A 21,084-nucleotide genomic window follows, 5' to 3' on the forward strand; every position below is an offset into this window, starting at 1 on the left:
ATCGTTTTTTAATCCAATATTTTTTGGAAAAGCAATTCGTCTACCCAGCCGGAAAAAGTTTTCAGCCATTGTTTTTTTGTGCCGGCCTTGGTGAATCCCGCTTTTTCAAAGAGCTTGATGCTTTGAAAATTGTCGGCAGAAATGTTGGCGTAAAGTTGTTTGAGCCCGAGTGAATGAAGGGCATATTCAGAAAGTGCTTCCAGCGTATCTGTTGCATAACCGCAATTGCGGTCTTTTTCGTCGTGAATTAAAATGCCAACGCCGGCACGCAGGTGAAACGGTTCGAAATCGAATAAATCAACTGCTCCGACAGGTTGATTATCTGTTTTTTCGATGATGAGGCGCAACTGTTTTGTTTCGTATATGTCTCTGTCTGAATTTTTAATGTATTCTGCCAAAATGTATCTTGAAAACGGAGTGCGGGTATTGCTCAGCCCCCATATTCTCGAGTCGTTTTCCCACTTGTAAAGCAATTCTATATCGCCGGGCTCCAGCGGGCGAAGGGTTATTTTTCCGTGTTGAAGTAGTTTTTTTGTCATTTCAGAAAGATTACCGTTTACTTTTTTTAGTGATTCTAATTGATAACGAGCCTGTCCAGGTTTTTCCACCCCTTTAATAAGATTTCTGCATCGGTTGTAACGCTGTAATTCCGGGCGTAGAGCGAGTTTAACCGGTGGTTTTTCTTCCAATCGGTTGCGGCGTCGCCGAACATATCAACCGGCGACAGAATGCCGGGTTTTATTGCAGGAAGTTCGGTTTTGCTTTCCGGAGTTTCAGCATAACCAACCCATGATTTTTTGCCCCAAAGCACCTGGAAAACGTTTTTCAGAAAACGCTGCTTTTTGTTAAATATCCATATAAAAACAGGACTGATTACAAGAAAAAACGCCGCCGTAAAAAAATCGAAAACTCTTTTCTTCATTCGGTTGGCGGGTTTTGTAATGGCGTTAATCTGTACAATATACAAGTCGCCCGCAGTGTGGATGGAATTGCTCCCGATAATACTGATACTCTCCGGCGGAGCTATTTTAAAGTCGATATCAAGGGAGGTCAGCTCGAGCATGGCATGGATGATTTTTGCCGAACTCATGTTTTCAGCACAAAAAATAATTTCGTCGATTCGGTTAATGCGAACAATTTCGTTTAACTGATTTATGGAGCCGATGTATTGTTCTCCGCGGTCGGTTTCGTCCAGCGAAATATAGCCGGTAAATTCAGATTTAATGCGGGTTTGATTCAGAATTTCTCTTACCCGTGAGGCTTCGGCGGGGTGTCCGGCAATGGCAATTTTTTTGGAGCGTTTAATGTCAAGCCCAAATGCATTTCGTTTAATCCGGTTCAAAAGCAGCCGGTACAAAACAAGAATAATGGCGGTCCACACAGAGCCAAGTAGAATTAATGCCCTGGAAAACCGAAATTCTATGTCAACCAGAGAATAAATCAGCAGAATGGCAATTGTTCCCCAAAGAATGCCGCGTTCCACATGTGCCAGTTTAACCGGTTTTTTGTACCCTCCGGAAAAAAAGATAGCGGACAACCAAATTAAAATGTAGACAGGCACTATCCATTGTAAAAAGTCGGGGGGATAATATTCGGGGTGATAGCGCAGGTTTTCCCACACCGGAGTAAGAAAAAGGAAACCTGCAAATATGAACAGCGCATCCAGAATAGGCAAAAAGAAACGATCTACAATTCGTTTTAACACCGACAGTGCCGCACGAAACCAGATGGCCAGATTGAGCAGCACCGAAAAAGCGTTCGCGTTTCCACCGGAAAAGTGTTTTTGCGCAAAAATAATCATCGCTTTATAAAACACTTTTACATAATTGAGCGATCCTTTTTTTGTGCTTTCGCCTTTGTAGTGGATAATCGTTGTTTTCGGGAAATAATAGTTTTTGTATCCGCCCTGTATAATTCGGTAAGAAAGATCGATGTCTTCGCCGTACATAAAAAATGTTTCATCCAGCAGCCCTACTTTGTCTAAAGCATCCTTTCGCATTAACATAAAAGCACCTGCCAGTATTTCCACCTCGTGAATTTCGTTTTCGTTGAGGTAGGAGAGGTGGTACCTTCCGAATCTTTTCGATTTAGGGAATAATTTAGCCAGCCCCGACATTTTGCAGAATGCTACCCACGGAGTAGGCAGCCCGCGTTTTGATTCGGGCAGAAAATTGCCTTTTCCGTCAATCATTTTTACCCCCAGTCCACCGGCGTCAGGGTGCTCTTCCATAAACCGGATAACTTTTGTGAAAGTGTCTTCCTCCACTACTGTGTCCGGGTTTAGCAGTAAAATATATTTGCCATGTGCCGTGCGTATTGCCTGGTTGTTGGCTTTGGCAAATCCAACGTTTTTTTTGTTTTCGATGAGATGAACCTGCGGAAATTTGTCGCGGACAAGTTGCGTGGAACCATCAACCGAGTTGTTGTCAACCACAAATATTTCAGCAGAAATATTAATGGAAGCTTTCAGTACCGAATGCAGGCACTGCTCCAAAAAGTGTTTAACATTGTAGTTGACGATAATTACCGAAAGTTCCATTTATTCAGCCTGGCTTTAATGGTTCAAATGTAACATTTCCATTGGATAACGGAAAGCAGAAAGATTTCTGATTTTTTCGTCCGATTATTTTCCCACCGAATTTTCGTACAGCACACGGTTTAACAGCGAACGCCCCAGGGTAATTTCGTCGGTGTACTCCAACTCGTCGCCCACCGCCACCCCACGGGCAAGGGTTGTAACGCGAACCGGTTTCTGTTTCAGCTTGCGGAAAATGTAAAAATTGGTGGTGTCGCCTTCCATTGTAGTTGGCAGGGCAAGAATTATTTCCACAACTTCAGTGTTTTCCGCCCGTTCAACAAGCGAATTTATTTCCAGCTCGTTCGGGCCAATGCCATCCATTGGAGAAATAATGCCGCCCAGCACATGGTACAGCCCGTTGTACTGTTGCGTATTTTCAATTAGCATTACATCGCGGATGTTTTCTACCACACAAATTACCGAATTGTTGCGGGCCGGGTTTGAACAGATTTGGCAGGTTTCGGTATCGGATATATTGTGGCAAATTTTACAATGTTTAATCTCATTTCGCAACTGAATGAGGCTTTGCCCAAATGCCGTAACTCCTTCTTTTTCCTGCCTGAGTAAATGCAAAACCATTCGCAGTGCACTCTTTCGGCCAATCCCGGGTAGTTTGGAAAATTCGTTCACCGCATTTTCAAGCAGTTTCGATGGATATTTTTCGATGTTCATGCTATCTTTTTTCAGCTTTCAAAAGTAAGTCGAAAATCTGAAAAGAAAAAAATAGCCGTTTTTCAAATTTAATGAATAATTTTACGGGTGACAGAACTAAACCGAACGAGAAATTATTAATCCAAAATTTTTTACAATGAACCTAAAAACTAATTCAGCGTACTCCCGGCGCAACTTTATCGGAACAACAGCAACTGCTCTTGCAGGAATAAGTATTATCCCCAGTCGTGCCGTGGCAGGGTTGGGGCACACTCCGCCCAGCGACAAACTGAATATTGCCGGCATTGGTATCGGCGGAAAAGGAGCCACAAACCTGCGTAATATGCCCGGTCAGAATATTGTTGCTTTGTGCGACGTGGACTGGGATTATGCAAATCATGTTTTTGAAACCTACCCGAAAGCAAAAAAGTGGAAAGATTTCAGAAAGATGCTCGAAAAACAAAAAGACATTGATGCAGTGATGATTGCAACGCCCGACCATACTCACGCGCTGCCTGCCGCTGCTGCAATGGAATTAGGCAAACATGTTTACCTTCAGAAACCGCTAACTCACTCGGTTTGGGAATCGAGGTACCTTACTGAGGTGGCCAAACGAACAGGCGTGGTTACGCAAATGGGAAACGAAGGACATTCCAACGACGAGGTGTACGAAGTAACCGAAGTGGTGCACAGCGGTTGTCTTGGCGATATAAAAGAAGCGCACGTGTGGACCAATCGCCCCATTTGGCGCCAGGGAATGCCAAAACCGTTGAAAGAGGTGAAAGTACCAAAAACGCTCGACTGGGATTTGTTTATTGGTCCGGCTGCCATGCGGCCGTACAATCCTGAATACCATCCGTGGATTTGGCGAGGCTGGTGGGACTTTGGAACGGGCGCGCTGGGCGACATGGGATGCCACCTGCTTGATGTTCCCAACTATGCACTGCAATTGGGTGCGCCGATAGCTTTTCAGGCAAGTTCGTCGCTGGTGAATACTGAAAGCGCGCCGGTGTCTGCCAAGGTATCTTACCTGTTTCCGGCACGGAAAAATTTGCCCTACTGCGCATTGCCTGAATTGGAATTGACATGGTACGACGGAGGTTTGATGCCTTCTCGTCCTTACGATTTGCCGGTTGATGCCCCGATGAATCCGGGCGGCGGGTTTATGTTTGTCGGGTCAAAGGCAACACTTATTGCAGAAGCCTATGGCTCCAAATGGAAAGTATATAAAAACGGGCAGGAAATTGTTCCTGAAACGAAAGTTAATATCGATAGGATTCCTGACGATCCGCAGGGCGGTGGCCGCCACGAAATGCACTTTGTAAATTGCTGCAAAAACGGTGGCAAACCTGCGTCGCGTTTCGAATATTCAGGCCCTTTCAACGAAATGGTTGTTATGGGGAACCTGGCGGTGCGCATGCAGTCGCTTCAGAAAACATTGCTTTGGGATAGTGAAAATATGAAAGTAACCAACATTTCGCCTGATGAAAAACTGGTTACTACCAAGCTGTCGCAATTTTCTTCTGACGTAGTTACCTACAAGGTGGAAAGCGAGTCGAGGAGCAGGGTAGAATGGAATGCCCAGGAAATGTGCAAGGAATGGATAAAACATAATTATCAGAACGGCTGGAGTCTGTAACAGAAAAACCCCTAAAAGTGCTTATAACTTTTAGGGGTTCTTTTTTATTGGATTGACTTATGATTTTTTTCGAATAATGTTCAGAATCTGTTTTTTAGTTCGATGTCTGTTGAAAAAAGCATGGCGGTTTCAATCAATGCCAAATGAGAGTAGGCCTGTGGAAAATTCCCCAGTAATCTTTTTGATTCAAAATCAATGTCTTCGCTGAATAGTCCGAGGTGGTTACTGTAAGTAAGCAGCTGCTCGAACAGTTCGCGCGCCTGTTTTTGTTCGCCGATTTTATAAAGAGCCTGAATAAGCCAGAATGTGCAAATGGTAAACGATGAGGTTGGGAGACCAAAGTCGTCGCGATTTTTGTAGCGGTACATCAAGCCGTTGCGGCTTAATTCTTTCTGTGTGGCTTTTACTGTACTGATGTAGCGATAATCCGACGCATCAATAAACCCGAAAGATTCCATGAGCAGGGTAGACGCATCGAGGTTTTTCGAGCCGTAGCTTTGCGTAAATGCCTGAACTTCTTCGTTCCAGCCTTTTTTTATGATGTCTTTTGAGATTGTGTCGCGGAGCTTGCTCCATTTGTCCACATACTCGTTTCTTCTGATAAGTTTGGCAACTTTTATTGCCCTGTCGATGGCTACCCAGCAGAGCAGTTTGGAAAATACAAAATGGCGTTGTTCTGTGCGGATTTCCCAAATTCCGCGGTCGGGCTTTTTCCAGTTTTTGCTTACTATCCGCACAATACTACGTGTGATGGTCCACAGTTCCTCACTGTTTTGCAACGAAACCTCAAACAACAGGAATTGCTGGTAAATCACATCCATCAAAATTCCGTAAATATCGTGTTGCTTTTGTTTGTATGCAGCATTTCCAACACGTACCGGCGCGCTATCTTCGTATCCGGCAAAATGAGAAAGTATTCGCTCTTTCAGATTTTTTTCTTTGTTGATGCCGTACATAATTTGGATTTTTTCATCCTTATCCGATACCACATCAATAATGAAATTCATAAATCGTTCGGCACTTTTCCAGTGGCCGAGTTGGGTCATAACTTTTATAACCATCGAGGCGTCTCTGAGCCAGCAGAATCGATAATCCCAGTTTCGAATTTCACCAATGGTTTCTGGCAGCGAAGTGGTTGCCGCAGCAAGTACCGCTCCTGTTTTGTCGAAACTCAACAGTTTTAGTACCAGGGCGCTACGAAGTATTTGTTCGTCGTATTCCCTGAACCGGTGCGTTTCTTCCGACCAGTTGAGCCAGTACACCTTGGTTCGCTGCAATTTCAGGTAAGACCTTTCGATGGACTGCGCCAGCAGCTTCTGATTGTAACTTATCAGAAAGTAAGCATCCTGGGTCAGCTCAATTTCATCTCCGTTTACGACTTTTTCTTTTTCGATGTTGGTGTAAAGGTAAAGCGAATCGTATGCTCCGGACCGGGTGAAACTTTTAATGAATTCTTGTCGTACCTCGGTGGTCGTTTGTTTTTCGGCGTACTCCAGCTTTGGATTGTAATTCACTCTGAATTTGGGAGTGCCCGATTTTATTTTCACATACCGAATCACGTCCGGAGGCGAATACAGATGATCTACTCCGTTATGATAATGGTAGCGGGGCATAAAATCAATCACCTCGAAACAGTCGTTCCCGTTTGAATATTTCGTTACTAAAATATTGGTTTTCGGTAAATACCTCTGCGTATGCTGATAATCAGAGCTTATGATAAATTCGAAACTTCCTCCCTTTTCCTTGTCAAGCAGTTTGGCAAAAATCGAAGCTGAGTCAAATACCGGCAAACAAAGCCATTCTAGTGCTCCTGATTTTGAAATTAGTGCTGCGCTACTGCAGTTTCCGATGATTCCGTAATCCAGATTTGTCATTATTAATTGTAATCCTTTTTATTTAACTTTGACAATTTGGTATAATTATCCTTATTATTTAAGGCGAACAAATATAGAAAAACTATGAGTCGATTTCTAATTATTTCAAACCGATTGCCGGTACAGATTAATATTTCAGAAGATAATGTTGAAGTAACACCAAGTGTTGGAGGCCTGGCAACCGGAATGATGTCAGTTAACAAATCATTTGATAGTTTGTGGATTGGCTGGTCGGGTGTCGATCGGGAAGAGCTTTCGGAAAAACAGGTAAAAAAAGTAAATAAGGCCCTAGAAAAAGAAGGTTGTGTAGATGTGAATCTCACCGCAGAAGAGGTGGAATTGTACTACGAAGGATTTAGTAATAAAACCATTTGGCCTTTGTTTCATTACTTTACACAATTTGTTGAATACGAGGAAGAACAATGGCAGGCTTACAAAAGAGTGAACCAGAAGTTTGCCGATGTAATTGCCGAAAATATGGAAGGGGTTGATAAAATTTGGGTGCACGATTACCATTTGTTGCTGCTTCCGCAAATGATTAAGAACAAATTTCCGGACGTGACCATCGGTTTCTTTTTGCATATTCCGTTTCCTTCGTACGAGCTGTTCAGGATACTTCCGTGGCGCGACGAAATTATTAACGGAATGCTTGGTGCCGACCTGCTCGGCTTCCATACTTTCGATTACGAACGCCACTTTATGAGTTCGGTGCGGCGCCTTTTGGGGTACGATATCAATATTAATGAAATTAGTCTTCCGCAGCGAATTGTTAAGGTGGACAACTTCCCCATGGGAATTGATTACGACAAGTTTCATGATTCGGCAATGGAATCGCAAAAGCGTTCGGTAAGAGACAAATCGGAGGTTCGAAAGGAACTTGAGAGGTATTATTTGCTTTATCCTGAAACCAAGTTTATACTTTCAATAGATCGCCTCGATTATACCAAGGGGCTGATTAACAGGTTGGAAGCCTTTGAATACTTTCTGGAAGAATACCCGCAGTACCGTGATAATGTAACTTTGGTATTGTTGGCGGTGCCTTCGCGAATTGGAGTCGATCAGTACCAGCAAATGAAAAGCGAAGTAGATGAGGTGGTTGGGCGAATTAATGGCGAGTATTCTACCATCAACCGCACGCCGGTCTGGTATTTTTACCGTTCAATGCCTTTTGAGAACCTTGTAGATTTGTACAACTATTGTGAGATAGCGTTGGTAACGCCCATTCGCGATGGAATGAACCTGGTTGCAAAAGAGTTCATAGCTTCCAAAACAGATGGACGCGGAGTATTGATTTTGAGTGAAATGGCAGGAGCTTCAAAGGAAATGAGCGAAGCTCTGATTATCAATCCAAACGATAAAGCAGAAATTGCCACTGCCATAAAAACGGCAATAGAAATGCCTTTGGACGAACAGGTTGAACGGAACACCGTTTTGCAAAAGCGCCTGAAGCGTTATAATGTGGAAAAGTGGGCTACTGATTTTTTGAGTAGCCTGGATAAAGCACGTCAGAATGAAGAGCAGTACCTTGCCAAAAGACTTACTGCATCGTCAAAAAACAAAATAGTAAAAGAAATTTGCAGTTCCGAAAATCGGATTTTCTTTCTGGACTACGACGGAACACTTACCGGTTTTGTTGACAATCCGATGCACGCGCGGCCTGATAAAGAGCTGTACGATATTCTTGATAAATTGGCTGAAAATCCGAAAAACAGGGTGGTTCTTATCAGTGGCCGCGACAAAAATACCTTTGAAGAATGGTTCGGAAGTAAACCTTACACATTAATTGTGGAACATGGGGTTTGGTCGCGTTCTGCCGGTAGTGACTGGGAAATGATTGAACCGCTCGACGATTCGTGGAAAGAGAGTATTCGCTCGTCGCTTGAATTTTATGTGGATCGTACACCTGGTTCGTTCATCGAAGAGAAAAACTACAGCCTGGTTTGGCATTACCGAAAGTCTGACCCTGAGTTGGGCCTGAACCGGGCCATTGAGCTGAAAGACGAAATGACAAGCCTGGTTTCCAATCTGAACCTTGAAATACTGGAAGGAAACAAAGTGGTTGAAATAAAAAATCGCGGTGTAAACAAAGGTCGTGCTGCACTAAAAGTACTTCATTCTCAGCCGGCCGATAAAATTTTGGCCGTTGGTGACGACTGGACCGATGAGTTTCTTTTTTCAGATTTACCCGACGATGCAATTACCATTAAAGTAGGCATAGCCCAAACTATTGCAGGTTATAAAGTTGAAAACTTCGAAGAAGTTCGTGATCTGCTGACTAAACTGGCGTGTGGTGAGTAGTGTCGAAGGATGACTTTTTTATTGGTTGTCTCTAATTGGTTCCGATAAAATATGTTTTTAGTTTTTTGTAAGAGATATCTGGATAGTACAATTCGGTTGTTTTTTAATGTTGATTTTTGTGTCTGATTCAATATCTTTGCTACTCAAATCGGACTTAATCTTGAAGAAAGACATATTAAATACCGAGCTTGTGAAGCTCCTGAGAAAGGGAGATATGGCTGCGTTCGACGCCATTTATAACAGATACTGCCATAAGTTGCATCAGTTTGTATTTATGTATCTTAAGCAGGAAGAGGATGCCGAAGAAATTGTTCAGGAAGTTTTTATAAAAATCTGGGAATCACGAGCGAAAATTGATGTCTATTCCTCTTTTGAGTCGTTTCTGTTCACAATTGCATACAACTCAACCATGAGCTTGCTGCGCAAGCGGGTAAGCGAAACAAAATCGAGGGAATATTTAAGATCCCTGCAGCGTATTGATGCAGCTGAACAGGTAATCGACGAAATTCAGTTTAAAGAGTTAAATAACAAAATTGAGTCTTTGTTGACACAACTGACTCCGCGCCAGAAAGAAATTTATCATTTGAGCAGAGAGGAGGGGTTGACACATTCTGAAATAGCGGAGAAACTGAACATTTCCGAAAGTACTGTAAATAATCACCTCGTAACCACTTTGAAATTTATAAAATTACATGTTGATAGTAGTTTGGTTATCAATGCTTTGTTTTTGTGTCTCTTTTTTTAGAAAAAAAATTGAGTTTTCGCTTAGTTATCATTGCGGGCTTATGCGTAATAGTATTAAATCTGATGAAAACAGAATATAGTTTTCAGAGGTTTAGTTTAGTTAGCAGTACCTCCCCGTATTTGGGGAGGTATAAAGATTCAAATAGCAATGGATAAAGAGATCCTTTTAAAATATTTAAAAAATAATTGTTCAGACAAGGAGTTTGAAGAGTTGGTTGCATGGTTGGAGCAAGGTGTGCTGTCTGGAAACATAAAGGATTTGAGCTACAATCAGTGGCAATTGCTTGAACCCGAATTGAAAAACAGAGATGCAAAGAAATACAACGCATTGCTCAATAAAATTCATCACGAAATAAATCTTCGGGAGAATGAAAAGAAGGAGAGTAAAGTTGTTTCTTTAGGGAAAGTAACAAAATGGTTAACCAGAGCTGCAGCTGTTTTTTTCATTCCGTTGCTTGGTGTTGTGTTCTATTTGCTTTCAGAACGAAATATTCATTTATATCAGACTGCTGAATTGGCTGTAGATTCAATTGAAATTATTGCACCAATCGGTTCCAGAACAGTGGTTCAGTTATCTGACGGAACAGAAGTAAATCTGAATTACGGAAGCAGAATTAAGTATCCCCGCGATTTTGTCGGAGACATAAGGGGAGTAACACTCACGGGCGAAGGATATTTTGACGTGGCTCGTAATCCCGAAAAACCATTTATTGTAAAAGCGGGCAGGTTGAATGTAAAAGCTCTGGGAACCGAATTTAATGTTAATGCCTACCCCGACGATAATGTTATTGCAACAACACTTGTAGAAGGGAAAGTAGAGATAGAGAAGGTATTATCGGGAAGTGGAGTAGAGCGGTTGGGCGCAATGCTCCCGGGACAACATGTTGCCTATGATACAGAAACGGACAGGGTTATGTCGACAACAGGGAATATTGATGAATACATTTCATGGAAAGAGGGGAAACTGGTATTTGATAATACTCCAATTATAGATGTGACAGAAAAACTTGGCAGAATGTTTAATGTCGACATTCAGGTTGCCGAAGAGGTTAGGGATTTGACATACACGGTTACTTTTACCGATGATCCTTTGTTTTTGATTCTTGACCTGATGACAGAAACAACCCCCATTACTTATACCAGATTGCCACGTAAAAAACTTCCGGATGGTACTTTTACCAAACAGAAAATATGGATAGATAAGCGAAAGTAAACTATAACCTAACAAAAATGCCTATGATATGAGCCCTTAAAAACCAATAGGGGAATGCGCCAACATTCCCCTGTGAAATCTAAAAATTATCTCCGGTAATTACTCCGGACAATTTCTAATCTTAACATTACAAAAGTATGAAAAAAAAATTACAGTACTTTGGGGATTGTAATATTTCCAAATTACGAAGATTATTGAGAATGATGAAGTTAACTGTCTTTTTATTATTGGTTTCAGTGTTTAGTGTGTTTGCGGAGAAAACATATTCGCAAACCAAGGTGCTGAATGTAAATTTGAAAAATAGCACGGTAAAAGAAGTGCTTCGTAATATTGAGGAACAAAGCGAGTTCTATTTTATGTATAGTGAGAAATTGGTTGATGTAAATCGTAAAGTATCAATAAATTTCCGTAACAAAAAAGTTGAAAAGATTCTTGACGAGCTGTTTGCAGATACCAATGTGAGCTATAAGGTACGGGATCGGTATATTTTGTTGACGACCCCGGAAGCAGGAGGAAATAATTTAACTGTACAACAACAAAAAAACGTATCTGGAAAAGTGACTGATTCTTCAGGTTCACCCTTGCCCGGTGTAACCGTTATAATTAAAGGTACCACTCATGGTACGGTAACGAATGCAGATGGGGAGTATTCTGTTTCTAACTTTCCTGAAGATGCTGTATTTGTGTTTTCGTTTGTGGGAATGAAAACACAGGAAATACCTGTGGCAGGAAAAGCATCAATCAATGTAGTGATGGTAGAAGAGACTGTTGGTATTGAAGAGGTTGTGGCGATTGGATATGGAACATTGAAAAAGAGAGATTTGACAGGTGCTGTTTCTTCAATAAACTCTAAGGAGTTAAGTTCAAATATGTTAACAACTCCGGATCAGGCGCTGCAAGGAAGAGTGGCTGGTGTACAAGTAAATACTAGCTCTCATGCTCCTGGTGGAGGTATTTCTGTGCAAATACGAGGAACTTCTTCATTGTCGGCTGATGGTCAGCCTCTGTATGTGGTTGATGGCTTTCCGATCTCAAATGATTTTACCTCAGCAAGTTCGGTCGACGGAGCGGTTGCTATCTCTCAGAATCCATTAAATTCAATAGATCCTTCAAATATTGAATCTATCGAAGTATTGAAAGATGCTTCTTCTACAGCTATTTATGGTGCTAGGGGAGCAAATGGAGTAGTTTTAATTACTACAAAAAAAGGAAAAACGGGGAAAGCTATTGTAACCTTTGAGAGCTCAACTTCAATTGATACTCCGTCAAACTATTTGGAATTTCTTTCAGCCGAGGAATGGGGCGTTTTGGTTAATGAAGCGGATGACTTAAACGGTACTGCTCGTACTTTTACAGAAGGCGAGATTTCCGAAATGGGTAAGGGGACAGACTGGCAGAGGGAAGTCTTACGCACAGCATTGACTCAGAATTATAAGATGTCGGTTTCCGGAGGAACATCGGCAATTCGTTATCTTCTTTCCGGAAGTTATTTGGATCAGCAAGGGATTGTCGTGAATTCTAATCTAAAACGTTATTCTATGAATGTTAATCTTGATGCAAATATTACTGAAAGGTTTAACATAGGAACTAATATTATGTTTTCCAATGCAATGAATGACATGGTGCCTACAGATTCTAAAGGGTACGGGACACAAACTAATGTGATTTCTAATGTGCTGTTTTCATGGCCTTATATACCAGTGAAAGATGAAGACGGAAAGTATACGTTTTTTAAAGATTATAAAAAGGGAATAGGCTCTATGGATAATCCTGTGTATATGACTAAAGAATATGATATTCAGGATAATACTTCCAGACTTTTAGGAAGTATTTATGGAAACTACAAAATTATGGATGGCTTGGAGTTGAGGGTTCGAGGTGGTCTTGATTATAGGGACTGGAGATATCATTCTTATTACCCTCTTGAATCAGCAGCGGCAAAAAGTAAAGCAGGAATAGCTAGTATTACAAGTGAAAGAACTACTAATTTTCTTAATGAAAACATTCTTGAATATAAAAAGAATATAGGAGAAAAGCACAACGTTAATGTAATGGCAGGTTTTACTAATCAAACAGAAAATGATGAATTGGTAACTGCAACAGGCTATGGATTTCCCTCTGATTATTACAAATACAATAATATGGGCATTGCAAAGCAACAATATACAAAATCTACTAAAACTAGATGGATTTTGCTTTCCTATATAAGTAGAATTAACTATGTATATAACGACAAATACATGCTTACTGCTACAGGCCGTTGGGATGGTTCTTCAAAATTTGGAAAAAATAGTAAATGGGGATTTTTTCCCTCAGTGGCTGTAGCCTGGCGCTTGTACGAAGAGAGTTTTGTGAAAGATTTGAATGTATTTAGTAATTTGAAGTTAAGAGCTGGATACGGGAGTGTCGGAAATGAAAGAATAGGGCTTTATAAATCAATTTCGACAATTTCAACCGCCAAAGATTATAGCTCCGGCTATGTTTTTGGGGGAGATTTAGTGGGGATAGCATATCCCAGCAGAATACCTAATCCAGATTTATCATGGGAGAAAACAAAAGACTTGAATTTTGGATTGGATATGGGTTTTTTCGAAAATCGGATAAATCTATCTATCGATGGGTATAAAAAGAAGACAAAAGATATGCTCGTTGAAGTCTCTTTAGCAAGGGAAAGCGGTTACGGGAGTGTACTCAAGAATATTGGGTCAATGCAGAACACTGGAGTAGATATTTCGGCCAGAACTATTAATTGGAATTCCAATTCTTTTAGCTGGATTACTGATATGACTTTTTCCTTAAATAGAAATAAAGTAATTGACCTAGGGGGTGCAAGTGAAATATATACCGGCTGGTTAGGTGGTGCTAAAAATGGGCTAAATGGGAGTAATGCAGTTCGTCTTACTCCAGGGCAACCTGTTGGAAAATTTTGGGGAGTCATAAGAGATGGAATATGGCTGTCTCAGGAAGATATCGATGCGGCAGGAACACAAAAATCTGCTACCCCTGGATCAGCCAGATTTCGAGATTACGATAAAAGCGGTACTTTCGATGGTAATGATTGTACTTACGTTGGTGACCCAAATCCTGACTTTACATTTGGATTTAACAATAGTATTTCATATAAAGAATGGTCCTTTATTTTAAATACATACGGAGCAGTTGGACAGGATGTTCTGAATGTTCTTAAAGTAAAGAAAGATGGGGGAACCTATTATGGCGCTATTAGACGGAATCGCTGGTCGCCAACAAACCCTGAAGGAACTGAATTGGCTGCAAATTCAAACTATCCCGGTTATGTTAGTACTGATAATGTGGAGGATGCATCATTTTTGAGGATACAGTTAGTTAGCCTAGGATATAAAATACCTGTAAAGTCGAACCGTCTGAGTGACGTGATGCTTTCCTTGTCAGCTGATAATCCTGTAGTGTTTACAAAATACTCTGGATACGATCCAGAGGTAAATTCATTTGGAGCAAATAATTCAGTAAAAGGAGTAGACCTTTTTGGATACCCTGCTTCAAAATCTATAAGATTTGGAATAAAGATTATTTTTTAAGTAACAGTAAAAAAACAGTAGACAAATGAAAAAATATGCATATTATATTTTTCTAATTTTCATTATCGTTGGCTTTTTTTCTTGCTCTTTAGATGAAGAGATTTACAGCAATCAAAATGTAGATGACTTTTATAAAAGTGAGGAAGAGATAGAATTAGCCTTAAATGGAGCTTATTCAATGTTTTGGGATGGTTATATTTATAAAGATGGCTCTTATGTACAACTGGGCGACATGCCTACTGATATCATGACCTCTACTCCGAACAAGAACGCCTGGGATTTATTTGCATGGACAGTAAGTGACAATTATTTTGACCAGCTTTGGGAAGCGAGTTATAAAATGATTAACCGTTGTAACGAAGTGATTGAACGAACTAAAAATAGTAATGTGACTGACGTCTATAAGAATAGTGCGATTGGACAGGCCGAGTTTTTACGAGGACTTTGTTATTTTAATTTAGTTAAAGATTTTGGTGGCGTTCCTTTACACATTACAGCAACTAAAAGTTTGGCCGATGTAAACAAGACAAGAAATACAGTAGATGAGGTGTATGCGCAAATCATTTTAGATCTAAAAAGTGCTTATGTACGCTTGTCACCGTTTGATGCCGCTAAACATAGTAAAGGCTATGCTACTAGCGGAGCTGCTAAAGCCCTGCTTGCAAAAGTATATCTTCAGAAGAGTGACTGGGCAAATGCTTCAATTACAGCCAAAGAAGTGATAGATATGGGAGTTTACGATTTGTATAAAGATTATTCTCAGATATGGGATCCTGCCTATAAGAACGGTTCTGAACAAATTTTCTCTGTTCAACATAATAACGGAGGCGATAATACTACGAACTATGGTGAACATATGACGTTTTTCTTGTGTCCCAAAGGTTACTCACTTCCTGATGGAACAGGGATAATGTTTACACTTGATGATGGGAATGCAGGAAGCTGGCAGGTTGACGATAATTACTTTCAAAAAACTCCAAATACATACCGGAAATGGTGGTCTGTTAGGGATCGTATGCCTAGATATCTAATAACCGGAGCAAACCCCATTAGCTGGATTGAAGATACAGTCGAATTGCAGAGAATAAATATAGTGAAGTATTATCATCCTGATTATGCAACCGGGTATCTGCAAACAGGAGTGAATTTCACAGTGCTAAGATATTCCGATGTGTACTTGACTTATGCTGAAGCACTAAATGAATTGAATAACGGACCCACTGCAGAAGCATTTGCTGCAATTAATAAAGTTCGTCAACGGGCAAGAGCAGTTGGGACAATATTTGAACAGCCAGAATCTGTTTATCCCGATCTTGCCGGACTGGATCAGCAATCTTTTAGAAATGCAGTTCTGGATGAACGCGCTGCAGAGTTTATTGGTGAAGGTGAACGCCGAAATGATCTGAATCGGCACAATCTGTTTATTTCGACAGCTGAGTCTCAGGGAGTGACTGGGATAAAACCCGGATATGTTTTGTATCCAATTCCTCAAAATGAAATAAATCTGAATCCCTTGCTTGAGCAGAATCCCGATTACTAGTAATTTATGAAAGAACAGTAACCTTCTATATTTTGTTATAAAAGGTTGCTGTTTTTTTATTGCTCCCTACGGGTGAAAATTTGAGTGACGGGAACGGCATAGGTGTTGACATTTTATACCGTTCAAATGCTGATAGCCTCTTTGTAAAGCTTTGTCTATACTCTCAGTGTCGGTTATGCGCGCTGTGTCAGATTGTTGTTCTTTAACAAGGTTTCCAAGTTGAAAAAGTAATTAACAAACAAGTTTTTTCCATATATTCGCAGGCCGTGATAAAGGAGGTTCGTAGAACTCTGCTTCTACTCGTGACTATAAAATAAGATCCAGAATAAATATAGATAATTGTCTGAACGCATATTATTGAACAATATGAAGGTTTTTGCAAAAACAGGTTTGACCCTGGCGGGGCTTGTTGGGCTTTTTTTAGCCGTTTCCAGTTGTACGCAAACTGACAAGCCGGAAGTTTTTAAACAGTATGAATTTACACAACCGGCAGAGAAAGTCAGGATACATACCTGGTGGCACTGGGTTGATGGAATGATAACAAAAGAGGGAATCACCAAAGATTTGGAGTCAATGAAAAAGGTTGGTATTGCTCAGGCAACAATCCTTAACTTAGGTTTTCCTCAAAATGCGAGTGTGCTTCCGTCGGAAAATTATAAAATTGAGAAAGTTAAATTCGTTACAGACAAATGGTACGAAATGTTTGAATGGGCTTTGCAGGAAGCCAAACGACTTGGAATTACCATAGGAGTGCATAATTGTGATGGGTGGAGTGAAAGTGGTGGCCCCTGGATTAAACCTGAGATGTCGATGAAAAAGTTTGTTTATACCAAAACAATTATACCCTCCGGATTCAAAGGCAAAATAAAACTGGATAAACCATATAACAATTTCGATTTTTATAAAGACGTAGCTGTTGTTGCCTATAAAAATAGTGGTTTAAAAAAGAATTCGTTTCAATCTGCCAACCCGGAGATTATCATCAATAACCAGCAAAAAATAGCTCCGTCTACAATTTTTGAGGCTAAAAAGGGAGACTCAATCGAGTTTATTTTTAATGCTGATTTTGTTGCAGACAAAATTTTAGTCTTTCAGGGCTATAAAGTTGGGAGTTCAGGCATCAATAAAAACACATCAAGTCAATACACGCTGATGAGTTCAAACAATGGCGGTGAAAGTTATAAAGAGATAACCCGGTTTAACTTGACGTGCTTTAACGACACTGCAATCATAAATTTCCCCAGGACAAAATCCAGCCGTTTCAAGCTGATTATTAGTGACGGACTTTCTCTCTCAACATGGAGAAACAGCAAGTATTTGTTGTCTCATGTTGAGTTGTTGGCAGACGGCGATCATTCAGGGTTTGCTCCTGCCGTTCCACGCGTATTTGAAAAAACTGCTTCCGGAAATATTTTGGATGTAAAGCAGCTTGACGAGAAGGGAATTGACTTGGGTGGTTACAAAGCAATAAAAAGCAACGAAATAGTCAATCTTTCCAATCAGATGAATTCAGATGGAATAATTGATATTGATTTGCCCGATGGGGACTGGACTATTCTTCGATTTGGATACACAACAACCGGAGTTGTTAATTCTCCTTCTACTGTTGAAGGAGAAGGGCTTGAATGTGATAAAATGGATACGACTGCTCTTAATGTGCACTTCTCTAATTTTCCTCAAAAATTAGTTCAACACTCCAAAGGATTGAATGGAAGTACTTTCAAATTTTTGTTGATTGACAGTTGGGAATGTGATTTTCAGAACTGGACTGCTCAAATGCCCGAAGAATTTGAGAAACGCCGGGGATATAGTTTAATTGATTGGTTGCCTGTGTTATGTGGTGATGTTGTGGGGGATATGGATTTATCTGAAGGATTTTTGTACGACTTCAGAAAAACCATAGCTGAGATGATTGAAGAAAATTTTTATTTGCATTTCAGTGAACTTTGCCACCGAAACAATCTTGAAATGCACGCTGAAGTAATTTACGGAGGGGGAATGTATCCTCCTTTGGATGTATTAAAAGCAAATAGTTATGCAGATTTGCCAATGACTGAATTCTGGACATTGGCCAACGACGGAGTTATTACTTATAGTCCATTAAAAAACAATCCGCTAAGTAGTTTGGCATCGTTGTCGGGCTTATACAACAAGCCTGTGCTGGCTTCCGAAGCATTCACTGCAAGTTGCCGCCACAGTGAAACACCAGCCGACTTAAAATTGTATGGTGACAGAGCTTTCTGTTCGGGTATCAACCAGATGGTTCTTCATAGTTATGTCCATCAGCCCAATGAGCAGAAGCCGGGATTAACTTTGTATGCTTTTGGTTCTCATTTTAACAGAAATACGCCTTGGTGGAATTACTCCAGGGGTTGGCTCGATTATCAGGCACGTATTCAATACGTATTGCAAAAAGGAATTATTCCGGCAGAAGTGCTTTACTTTGTTGGAGACCAGCTGCCTCATGATTTAAATGTTGAGTTGGTCAATAATCTTCCTAAAGATATTCATGCCATCCCGTGTAATTTCGACCTGCTTCAAAATGCTGTAGTAAAAGAAGGAAAAATATCATTTCCTTCTGGTGCTGAATTCTCAATATTGGCTTTGCCGAATGTTCGTTCCATAAATTATTCTACTTTAATCGAAATCGACAGGTTGGTTAGGGATGGCGCTGTTGTTTTTGGGGAAAAACCTCAGTATTTGTTGTCGCTAAAAGACATGACTGAAAATAGGAATGGCTTTGAAAAATTGATGTCAGAGCTTTGGGGAGATTACAAGAAAGGTGAAACCGGAAGAAATCCACATGGAAAAGGATTGGTTTGTTGGGGAGCTTCTGTAAACGACATGTTGAAGGAGTTAAAAGTTGCACCGGCTCTTTCAACTACTCTGCCCGATTCTCTTGAAGTATTATCGATTCACAAAACTACCCCAGAAGAAGATGTGTTTTTTGTAGTAAATCAACATAATCAGCTTCTGAATTTTGAGTGTAATTTCGCAGTAGGTGACAAGAGCCTTGAAATTTGGAACCCGATGACAGGAGAGTGTAAGAACCAGCTGGTTTACATACAAAGTAATGAAGAAACCACTGTTCCGGTTCGGCTGCAGCCCAATGAATCTCTATTCTTTATATTCAAAAAAGGAAGTAGAAAGAATTTTGTTACTAAGGTCGAATTGGATGGACGTCAAATATTTCCTGCACAAGCCGAGGGCGTTTCGTCTGATGTAGTTCCTGAAATCAAACTGGAAAATGGCAACTGGTCGTTAACCGGCTATGTTAACGGTGTTTATCATACTACTACAAATCTGGGAGAACGAGTTTCATTTGATGCCGTATCTCCTGATATATATAATGTATCTGACTTCAGCGGAAGTGTAAGTTTTTTATCGATTGGGGGAGATTCTATTGAGCCTGTTACTATTTCGAACTTGGGATTGTTAACAGAATCAGATGTGTCCCAGATTAAGTACTTCTCTGGTGAAATGAAATATGTTATTGATTTTAGTGTTCCTTCGGAGTATCTTGATAATCGTAGTTCTGTCTGCCTCGATTTGGGTATTTTTGGAACCACAGGTGAAGTAAGGTTGAACGGACGATTTCTTGAAAACGTGTGGTTTCCGGGTGTAACTATTCCGGTTACTGAGATATTGACGAAACATAATCGTTTGGAAATAGTAATAGCAACAACTAACCGAAACCGGTTAATCGGAGACCTTCGCGAAAAGGGGCATTTGAATAATATTTGGACTTCTTATATCGGTGTAAGAAAAGGTTTTAATCTGGGGGTTTCAGGATTGGCTGGACCACTCAAATTGATAAAGTATTCAGAAAAACCGTGCGTAGAAAGAAAATCAGCAAAGAAAGAAAGGGGATAATGTCCCCTTTTGTAAATGGCCGGATGCTTTTTAGTAACAAGAAATTTTATTTTACACAATTATGAGTTCAATTCCCATTTCTTCTATGGCAATGGCTGTTTGTTGAGGAATGCCAGAATCGGTAATGATAGTGTCAACCTGATCGAGCGGACATATCCTGCCGAAACCTCTTTTCCCAAATTTGGAGGAGTCGGAAAGAATAATCGTTCGCAAGGCTGCATTCATCATTTTTTTGTTCAGAATTGCTTCTTCAATGTTTGAGTTGGTTATTCCATTTTCAAAATCAATCCCATCCACGCCCAAAAAAAGTTTAGAGCAGGTTAGATCATTAAAAGGCTGGGCCGCAAAATCGCCTACTACAGAGAAAGAGTTTTTGCGGACAATTCCTCCCAGCTGGATTACTTCAATGTTGGGAATATTGTTAAGCAGAATAGATGTTTTCAGGGAGGCGCTCACGACGGTAAGGTTTCCTTTGGGGTTCAACTCCTGGGCAAATGTATGAGCCGTTGATCCGGAAGCAATAATAATAGAATCATTTTCTTCGATTAGTTTGCAGGCAGCCATCGCAATTCTCTTTTTTTCCGACGTTCTCATTTTTTCCTTTTCCTGCAGATTAATATCCGCAGTATGTGGGTTTACGGGGCTTGCGCTCCCATGAGTCCGGTAAAGCAGCTTTTTTTCTTCCAGGTATTTTAAATCCTTTCGTATTGTAACGGGTGTAACATCGAGTTCTTTAGAGATGTCCGATACTTTAATAAACCCATTTTTATTGAGCATGTCCAGGATGTACTTGTGCCTTTCTGCGATACTTAACATGATGCTTATTTATTATTGTTTTATGCAAATATAGCCTTTTCCGTTATGTTTTTATTAAAGTAAGTAGTAGAAGTGGTGTTTCGGGATAAAGTTTTAGTTGATGTCTATTTCTTAATTTTTTGCTAATTTTTTGTTGTTATTTATTTCTTTTTACATATGTTTGTTGTGTTTTAAGAAGGTGAAAAGAAAGAAAAAGAAATGTTAGCAAGATATTTCTTTCGTTTTAAAGATAATTTAAGGGAATAGGGATTTATGAAAAGAGAAGGTCTTTCGGGTGAGATAGGTTCGGGCAACTACGCGA

The 21,084-nt window shown here is 40.3% G+C and carries 12 protein-coding genes; 7 read left to right on the forward strand and 5 right to left on the reverse strand.

Annotation, left to right across the window (positions count from 1 at the left end; translation table 11 throughout):
* Nucleotides 1-8 precede the first annotated feature (8 nt).
* The 3 genes from BUB08_RS18005 to recR form a co-directional block, all read right to left on the reverse strand.
* Nucleotides 9-539 carry a GNAT family N-acetyltransferase gene (locus tag BUB08_RS18005; RefSeq protein WP_073003327.1) on the reverse strand — a complete coding sequence of 177 codons (531 nt, stop codon included), beginning with the start codon at nucleotides 537-539 and terminating at the stop codon, nucleotides 9-11.
* Nucleotides 540-574: 35 nt separating this feature from the next.
* On the reverse strand, nucleotides 575-2,539 hold the full coding sequence (locus tag BUB08_RS18010; protein ID WP_073003310.1) for a glycosyltransferase: 1,965 nt from the start codon (nucleotides 2,537-2,539) through the stop codon (nucleotides 575-577).
* 84 nt (nucleotides 2,540-2,623) lie between these two features.
* A complete protein-coding gene (recR, locus tag BUB08_RS18015) occupies nucleotides 2,624-3,250 on the reverse strand; it encodes a recombination mediator RecR (protein ID WP_073003311.1) in 627 nt (208 codons plus the stop codon).
* A gap of 136 nt (nucleotides 3,251-3,386) precedes the next feature.
* On the opposite strand from recR, the gene BUB08_RS18020 reads away from it, so the two are divergent.
* On the forward strand, nucleotides 3,387-4,868 hold the full coding sequence (locus BUB08_RS18020; protein ID WP_073003312.1) for a Gfo/Idh/MocA family protein: 1,482 nt from the start codon (nucleotides 3,387-3,389) through the stop codon (nucleotides 4,866-4,868).
* 80 nt (nucleotides 4,869-4,948) lie between these two features.
* On the opposite strand, the gene BUB08_RS18025 is transcribed toward BUB08_RS18020, so the two are convergent.
* Nucleotides 4,949-6,742: a glycoside hydrolase family 15 protein gene (locus BUB08_RS18025; protein WP_073003313.1), complete on the reverse strand. Its 1,794-nt coding sequence runs from the start codon at nucleotides 6,740-6,742 to the stop codon at nucleotides 4,949-4,951.
* Nucleotides 6,743-6,826: 84 nt separating this feature from the next.
* Here BUB08_RS18025 and BUB08_RS18030 point away from each other — a divergent pair, with 84 nt between their 5' ends.
* The 6 genes from BUB08_RS18030 to BUB08_RS18055 all read left to right on the forward strand — a co-directional run bounded on the left by BUB08_RS18030 (nucleotide 6,827) and on the right by BUB08_RS18055 (nucleotide 19,967).
* Complete coding sequence (locus BUB08_RS18030; protein ID WP_073003314.1) at nucleotides 6,827-9,040, forward strand: bifunctional alpha,alpha-trehalose-phosphate synthase (UDP-forming)/trehalose-phosphatase; 2,214 nt, start codon at nucleotides 6,827-6,829, stop codon at nucleotides 9,038-9,040.
* Nucleotides 9,041-9,200: 160 nt separating this feature from the next.
* The gene (locus BUB08_RS18035; RefSeq protein ID WP_073003328.1) at nucleotides 9,201-9,785 is read left to right on the forward strand and encodes an RNA polymerase sigma factor; all 585 of its coding nucleotides are present in this window, start codon (nucleotides 9,201-9,203) and stop codon (nucleotides 9,783-9,785) included.
* Nucleotides 9,786-9,932: 147 nt separating this feature from the next.
* Complete coding sequence (locus BUB08_RS18040; RefSeq protein WP_073003315.1) at nucleotides 9,933-10,997, forward strand: FecR family protein; 1,065 nt, start codon at nucleotides 9,933-9,935, stop codon at nucleotides 10,995-10,997.
* A 137-nt stretch (nucleotides 10,998-11,134) separates the two neighbouring features.
* The gene (locus BUB08_RS18045; RefSeq protein ID WP_083570851.1) at nucleotides 11,135-14,554 is read left to right on the forward strand and encodes a TonB-dependent receptor; all 3,420 of its coding nucleotides are present in this window, start codon (nucleotides 11,135-11,137) and stop codon (nucleotides 14,552-14,554) included.
* A 25-nt stretch (nucleotides 14,555-14,579) separates the two neighbouring features.
* Nucleotides 14,580-16,094 carry a RagB/SusD family nutrient uptake outer membrane protein gene (locus tag BUB08_RS18050; protein WP_073003317.1) on the forward strand — a complete coding sequence of 505 codons (1,515 nt, stop codon included), beginning with the start codon at nucleotides 14,580-14,582 and terminating at the stop codon, nucleotides 16,092-16,094.
* Between the two features lie 366 nt (nucleotides 16,095-16,460).
* Nucleotides 16,461-19,967, forward strand: coding sequence for a glycosyl hydrolase (locus BUB08_RS18055; protein WP_073003318.1), 3,507 nt, complete (start codon nucleotides 16,461-16,463; stop codon nucleotides 19,965-19,967).
* A 51-nt stretch (nucleotides 19,968-20,018) separates the two neighbouring features.
* Here BUB08_RS18055 and BUB08_RS18060 read toward each other — a convergent pair whose 3' ends face one another.
* Entirely contained in the window at nucleotides 20,019-20,783 is a 765-nt protein-coding gene (locus BUB08_RS18060) for a DeoR/GlpR family DNA-binding transcription regulator (protein ID WP_073003319.1), read from the reverse strand.
* Between the last annotated feature and the right edge of the window lie 301 nt (nucleotides 20,784-21,084).

Origin of the sequence: Mariniphaga anaerophila, assembly GCF_900129025.1 — a bacterium.
GTDB classification, from domain to species: Bacteria; Bacteroidota; Bacteroidia; order Bacteroidales; family Prolixibacteraceae; genus Mariniphaga; species Mariniphaga anaerophila.

What these genes read in the sequence shown, in the direction of transcription:
- BUB08_RS18005 (WP_073003327.1), bottom strand. Translation starts at nt 539, where the DNA reads ATGACAAAAAAACTACTTCAACACGGAAAAATAACCCTTCGCCCGCTG.
- BUB08_RS18010 (WP_073003310.1), bottom strand. Translation starts at nt 2,539, where the DNA reads ATGGAACTTTCGGTAATTATCGTCAACTACAATGTTAAACACTTTTTG.
- recR (WP_073003311.1), bottom strand. Translation starts at nt 3,250, where the DNA reads ATGAACATCGAAAAATATCCATCGAAACTGCTTGAAAATGCGGTGAAC.
- BUB08_RS18020 (WP_073003312.1), top strand. Translation starts at nt 3,387, where the DNA reads ATGAACCTAAAAACTAATTCAGCGTACTCCCGGCGCAACTTTATCGGA.
- BUB08_RS18025 (WP_073003313.1), bottom strand. Translation starts at nt 6,742, where the DNA reads ATGACAAATCTGGATTACGGAATCATCGGAAACTGCAGTAGCGCAGCA.
- BUB08_RS18030 (WP_073003314.1), top strand. Translation starts at nt 6,827, where the DNA reads ATGAGTCGATTTCTAATTATTTCAAACCGATTGCCGGTACAGATTAAT.
- BUB08_RS18040 (WP_073003315.1), top strand. Translation starts at nt 9,933, where the DNA reads ATGGATAAAGAGATCCTTTTAAAATATTTAAAAAATAATTGTTCAGAC.
- BUB08_RS18045 (WP_083570851.1), top strand. Translation starts at nt 11,135, where the DNA reads ATGAAAAAAAAATTACAGTACTTTGGGGATTGTAATATTTCCAAATTA.
- BUB08_RS18050 (WP_073003317.1), top strand. Translation starts at nt 14,580, where the DNA reads ATGAAAAAATATGCATATTATATTTTTCTAATTTTCATTATCGTTGGC.
- BUB08_RS18055 (WP_073003318.1), top strand. Translation starts at nt 16,461, where the DNA reads ATGAAGGTTTTTGCAAAAACAGGTTTGACCCTGGCGGGGCTTGTTGGG.
- BUB08_RS18060 (WP_073003319.1), bottom strand. Translation starts at nt 20,783, where the DNA reads ATGTTAAGTATCGCAGAAAGGCACAAGTACATCCTGGACATGCTCAAT.